Origin of the sequence: Actinomadura sp. NPDC000929 (assembly GCF_040492065.1) — a bacterium.
Lineage (GTDB): Bacteria > Actinomycetota > Actinomycetes > Streptosporangiales > Streptosporangiaceae > Spirillospora > Spirillospora verrucosospora.
On sequence record NZ_JBEUPA010000266.1, the window covers coordinates 1 to 5,249 of the forward strand.

4 protein-coding genes, 1 pseudogene and 1 riboswitch are annotated in these 5,249 nt (G+C 74.6%); all 5 genes and pseudogenes read left to right on the plus strand.

What is annotated here, in order from left to right; genetic code table 11:
* Positions 1-833, plus strand: an 833-nt coding sequence (bla, locus tag ABWI04_RS41525; RefSeq protein ID WP_502913223.1) for a class A beta-lactamase, incomplete at its 5' end; no start/stop codon positions are given.
* On the plus strand, positions 830-2,077 hold the full coding sequence (locus ABWI04_RS41530) for an MFS transporter (protein ID WP_353835843.1): 1,248 nt from the start codon (positions 830-832) through the stop codon (positions 2,075-2,077). The genes bla and ABWI04_RS41530, both read left to right, overlap by 4 nt.
* Before the next feature lie 77 nt (positions 2,078-2,154).
* Positions 2,155-2,646: an Lrp/AsnC family transcriptional regulator gene (locus ABWI04_RS41535; RefSeq protein ID WP_345184353.1), complete on the plus strand. Its 492-nt coding sequence runs from the start codon at positions 2,155-2,157 to the stop codon at positions 2,644-2,646.
* Between the two features lie 109 nt (positions 2,647-2,755).
* Positions 2,756-3,589 (plus strand): annotated as a pseudogene (locus tag ABWI04_RS41540) (DMT family transporter); the annotation flags it as partial.
* A gap of 104 nt (positions 3,590-3,693) precedes the next feature.
* A riboswitch (ZMP/ZTP riboswitch) is annotated at positions 3,694-3,780 on the plus strand.
* A 53-nt stretch (positions 3,781-3,833) separates the two neighbouring features.
* Positions 3,834-5,105 (plus strand): serine hydroxymethyltransferase, encoded by a 1,272-nt coding sequence (gene glyA / locus ABWI04_RS41545; RefSeq protein ID WP_353835844.1) that lies wholly within the window; start codon positions 3,834-3,836, stop codon positions 5,103-5,105.
* The last annotated feature ends 144 nt before the right edge of the window (positions 5,106-5,249 follow it).

Sequence of the window (5,249 nt, forward strand, 5' to 3'; positions counted from 1 at the left end):
ACCTATCCATGACGTTATGTAGATCATCCGTAACGGGGATGATCCCCGGAAACGCGCAGGTGGCCCGCAGGCACGGCGCCCGCCTCGGCGTGTACGCGCTGGCGACCGGGACCGGAGCCGAGGTCGCCTACCGCGCCGACGAGCGCTTCGCGTTCTGCTCCACCTTCAAGACGCTCGCCGCGGCGGCGGTGCTGCACCGCAACCCGCTCGGCCACCTGGACGAGCGCGTCACCTACACCCGGGCCGACGTGAACTCCATCTCACCGATCACCAAGGACCGCGTCGCCACCGGGATGACCATACGGGAGCTGTGCGACGCCGCCATCCGCTTCAGCGACGGCACGGCGGGGAACCTGCTGATGCGCGACGTCGGCGGACCTTCGGGGCTGACCGCCTACCTGCGGAGCCTCGGCGACACTGTCGGCCGCATGGACGACTACGAGCCCGAGCTGAACAGGGTGCGTCCGGAAGACCCCCGCGACACCACGAGCCCCCGGGCGATCGCCGCCGACTACCGCGCGATCGTCCTCGGGGACGCGCTGGAGCCCGGCAAGCGCGCTCTGGTCCGCGGCTGGCTCGAACGCAGCGCCACGGCCGTCGGAGCCCAGCGCGTGAGGGCGGGTCTGCCCCGGGGATGGAAGGCGGCCAGTAAGACCGGCACCGGCGACTACGGCCGGGCCAACGACATCGCCGTCGTGCGGCCTCCCCGGGGCGCCCCGCTGATGGTGGCCGTCATGTCCGACCGCCCGGGCTACGACACCCCGCCGAAGAACGCCCTGATCGCGGAGGCCACCGCGCTGGTCGTCTCGGACCTGTCCCGGGCAGGGCTGTGACCGCCGTCTCCGTCCCCGCGCCCGCCCCCGCGCCCCCCGGCCCACCGCCCGCCCCCGCCGCGAACCCGTCCGACCGCAGGGTCGTCGCGGTGGTCGTGGCGATCCAGCTCGCCGCCAGCCTCGGCTTCTTCGCGGTGATGGCGCACCTCGTCGCCCACCTCCGGCACGACCTCGGGCTGCTGGCCGGCACGGTCGGCCTGGTCCTCGGCGTGCGGGTGGGCCTGCAGTTCGCGCTGCTCCTGCCGGTCGGCGCGGTCACCGACCTGCTCGGCGCGCGCCGGACCGGAATGATCTCCTGCGCCGTGCGCGCGCTGGGGTTCGCGGGCCTCGGGTTCGCCGGAAGCGTGGGGGCGCTGCTCTGCGCGGCCGTCGCCATCGCGGTCGGCGGAGCGCTCTACAACCCCGCGGGCCACAGCCTGCTGGCGTCCGTCGGCCCCGCCGGCCGGTCGGGCGGCTTCGCCGCCTACGTCGCCGCCCAGCACCTGGCGACGGTCGCGGGCCCGCCGATGGGGCTCCTCCTTCTGGGCACCGGGTCCGGGTTCGCGCTCCTGACGGGGGTGGCCGCCGCACTCTGGGTGGTCGCCGGCGTCCTCTTCCTTCTCGTGCCCCGGTCAGGGAGGAGAAGCTCGACCGCGCGTCCCCGCGACGTCCTCGCGGGCGTGCGGGCGGTGCTCGCCGATCGGGCGTTCCTTTACTTCGCGCTGCTGACCGCGCCCACAACGCTGCTCGCCACCCACATCATGACGGCCGTGCCCCTCCTCGGCTTCACGCCCGCGGTGGCGACGCTCAGCTTCTCCCTGCTGGCGATGGTCGCGGCGGCGGTCCAGCCCCTCGTCGCCGTCCGGCGCCGCGGCGAGCGGCCGTGGGTGCTGCGGACCGGCCTGCTGTGCGCCGCGGCCGGGTTCTTCGTCCTCGCGGCGCTGGACGGCACGCGGCCCGGCCCGCTGATGCTCGCGGCCGTCCTCAACGGCGTCGCCAACGGCCTGGTCCAGCCCTCGGTCTTCCAGCGGACCGCCCGGCGCGCTCCGCCGGAGTGCTTCGGCTCCTACTACGGCGTACTGGCGTTCTGCGCCGGCATGTTCTCCTTCGCGGGCGACCTGGTGATCGGCCGCCTCTTCGACCTCGGCCCGGCGGGCGCGGCGTGGGCCCTCACCGGCGTCGGCGCCTGCGCGCTCCTGGCGGTGGCGTGCACCGCGGCGGACACCATGGCGGGCCCCGTGGCGGGCCCGGCCCGCGGCGAATAATCTTCGGGGGACGGGACGTCCGGGCGCGATTCCCGCGCGGGAGTTCGGCGTCCGCCGGGCAGTTCGGGAGGGACCACATGGACGCGGTCGACCAGGCGATCCTGCGGCGCCTGCAGCGGGACGGGCGGCAGACCAACCGCGAGCTGGCGGAGGCGGTGGGGATCGCGCCGTCCACGGCCCTGGAGCGGACGCGGGCGCTGCGCTCGCGGGGCGTCATCACCGGGTTCCACGCGGCGGCCGACCTGGAGCGGCTGGGACGCGGCGTGCAGGCGCTGATCTCGATCAGGATCCGGCCGCAGTCGCGCGAGGCGATCGAGTCCGCGCGCGACAGCATGGCCTCGATGCCCGAGACGATCGGGGTCTTCGTCGTGACCGGGAACGAGGACCTGCTCGTCCACGTGGCGGTGCCGAGCACCGCGTACCTGCGCGACTTCGTCCTCGACCGGCTGGCGCGCCGCAAGGAGTACGTGGACGTCCGCACGATCGTCGTGTACGACTACGTGCAGCCGGTCGAGCAGTCCGAACTTCCGTCGGACCACCGGCCTGAAGGCCGAACGCCCTACAGCTGAGGTATGCAGTTCTCCGTGAGCGGCGAAGGAATGACGGCCTCGGTCGGTTGAAGCGAACGAATGACGGTCCTAAGGTCTGAGTTCCGCATGTTCGCCTAGCTTCGGCGGCATGGACCGATGGAACAACACATCCGGTGTGCTGCTGGTGCTCGCCGCCGGCGTGCTCTGGGGAACGGTCGGGCCGGCGCAGGTGCTGGCGGGTCCGTCCGCGGACCCGGTCGCGGTCGGCGGCGCCCGGATCCTCTCGGGCGGGCTCGTCCTGGCCGTCCTCGTACTCGTGGCGGACCGCCGCGCGTTCCTGGCGCTGACCAGGCGCACCTGGCCGCCCCTCGCGGCGGCCTCGGCGGCGACCGGCGTCTTCCAGGCGTCGTTCTTCAGCGCGGTCGACCGGACCGGCGCGGCCGTCGCGACCGCCGTCGTGTTCGGGCTCGCGCCCGTCTCCACCGGCCTCTGCGAGCGGCTCGTCCTGGGCGCCCGGCTCGGCCGCCGCTGGTGGGCCGGGACGGCCTGCGCGGTCGGCGGCGTGGCGCTGCTGATGGTGCCGGGGGAGGCCGTCCACGCGGACCCCGCCGGGATCGCGCTGAGCCTGGCCGGCGGCACGTGCTTCGGCGTCTACACGGTCTCGGCCAAGGTGCTGGTGTCGGCCGAGACGCTCACGGGTCACGGCGGCGGGATGCGAGGGGCCGGGATGGCCGGAGCGGTGTCGGTGACGCTCCTGGCCGGGGGAGCGGCCCTGCTTCCCTGGACGCTGCCGGAACTGCCCGCCCTCGCCGCGCCGCGCTCGGCGGCCCTGGTGGCCTGGCTCGGGATCGCCGCCACCGCCGCCGCGTACATGTTCTTCGTCACCGGCCTCGGCCGGGTGACGGCCGCGACCGCCGGGACGCTCAGCCTCGCCGAGCCGCTCGTCGCCGCCGGCCTGGCCGTGGCCGTCCTCGGCGAGCGCATGTCGGCGCCGGTCGCGGCGGGGTCGCTGCTGCTGCTGGGCGGGCTGTTCCTGGTCTCGGTCCCCGCACGCGCGCCCCGCCGGCGCGGGCCGGCCCGGTATGATGGCGCCCACGCGACTGGCGCAGTCAAGGTGGAGACGACCACCGGGGAGCGAAAGTAGTCCGCACACCGCGCGCCTGGGTGTACGGGTCCCCTTCGCCGGGGTGCCCGAAGCCCCGGCGCGAGCAGCGCGGAGGCTCACGATGCACGAACCGGCCGTACCCCATCTGCAGGGCCAGGACCCCGAGATCGCCGCGCTGGTGGAGGCCGAGGCCCGCCGCCAGTACGAGAAGATCCGCCTGATCGCCTCGGAGAACTACGTCTCGGAGGCGGTGCTGGAGGCCGCCGGCACGGTCCTGACCAACAAGTACTCCGAGGGCTACGCGGGCAAGCGCTACTACGAGGGCCAGCAGAACGTCGACCCCATCGAGCTGCTCGCCATCGAGCGGGCGAAGGGCGTGTTCGGCGCCGAGCACGCCAACGTCCAGCCCTACTCGGGCTCGCCCGCCAACCTCGCCGTCTACATGGCGTTCCTGGAGCCCGGCGACCCGGTCATGGGCCTGTCGCTGCCGATGGGCGGCCACCTGACGCACGGCTGGTCGGTTTCGGCCACCGGCAAGTGGTTCCGCCCCGTCCGCTACGACGTGCGCGCCGACACCGGCCGCGTCGACATGGACCAGGTGCGCGACCTCGCCCTCAAGGAGCGGCCGAAGCTGATCTGGTGCGGCGGCACCGCGGTCCCGCGGACGATCGACTTCCCGGCGTTCGCCGAGATCGCCCGGGAGGCCGGGGCGGTCCTGGCGGCCGACATCGCGCACATCGCGGGCCTGGTCGCCGGCGGCGCGCACCCGTCCCCGGTCGGGCACGCCGACGTCGTCACCACCACCACGCACAAGACGCTGCGCGGCCCCCGCGGCGCCATGATCCTGTCGACGGCGGAGCACGCGAAGGCGGTCGACAAGGCCGTCTTCCCGGGCCTGCAGGGCGGGCCGCACAACCACACGACGGCCGCGATCGCCGTCGCGCTGAAGGAGGCGGCGCAGCCGGACTTCGCCGGGTACGCGCGGCAGGTGGTCACGAACGCCAAGGCGCTGGCCGCCGCGCTGCTGGACCGCGGCTACGACCTGATCTCCGGAGGCACCGACAACCACCTCATCCTCATCGACCTGACCGGCAAGGGCGTCGCGGGCAAGCCCGCCGCGCAGGCCCTCGACCGCGCCGGCATCGAGCTGAACTACAACGCCGTCCCGTTCGACCCGCGCAAGCCCTTCGACCCGTCCGGGCTGCGGCTCGGCACCGCCGCGATCACCACCCGGGGGATCGGCGAGGAGCACATGCCGCAGCTCGCCGCATGGATCGACGAGGTCGTGCAGGCCGCCGCCAAGCAGGACGAGGCGGTGCTGGACCGGGTCGCCGGGCAGGTCCGCGACCTGCTCGCGTCGTTCCCGATGCCCGGCTGGCGGTCCGCGCCCTGACGCTCAGCGCGGGCGCAGGAGAGTGATCATGCGCCAGGCCCCGGGGTGGGGGGGGGGGCCCCCCCCCGCGCCCGCCCCCCAGTGGCCCCAATTCGCGCCCCCCACCCCCCCCCCCGGCGGGGGGGTAGCGGCGGCCAGCGACGT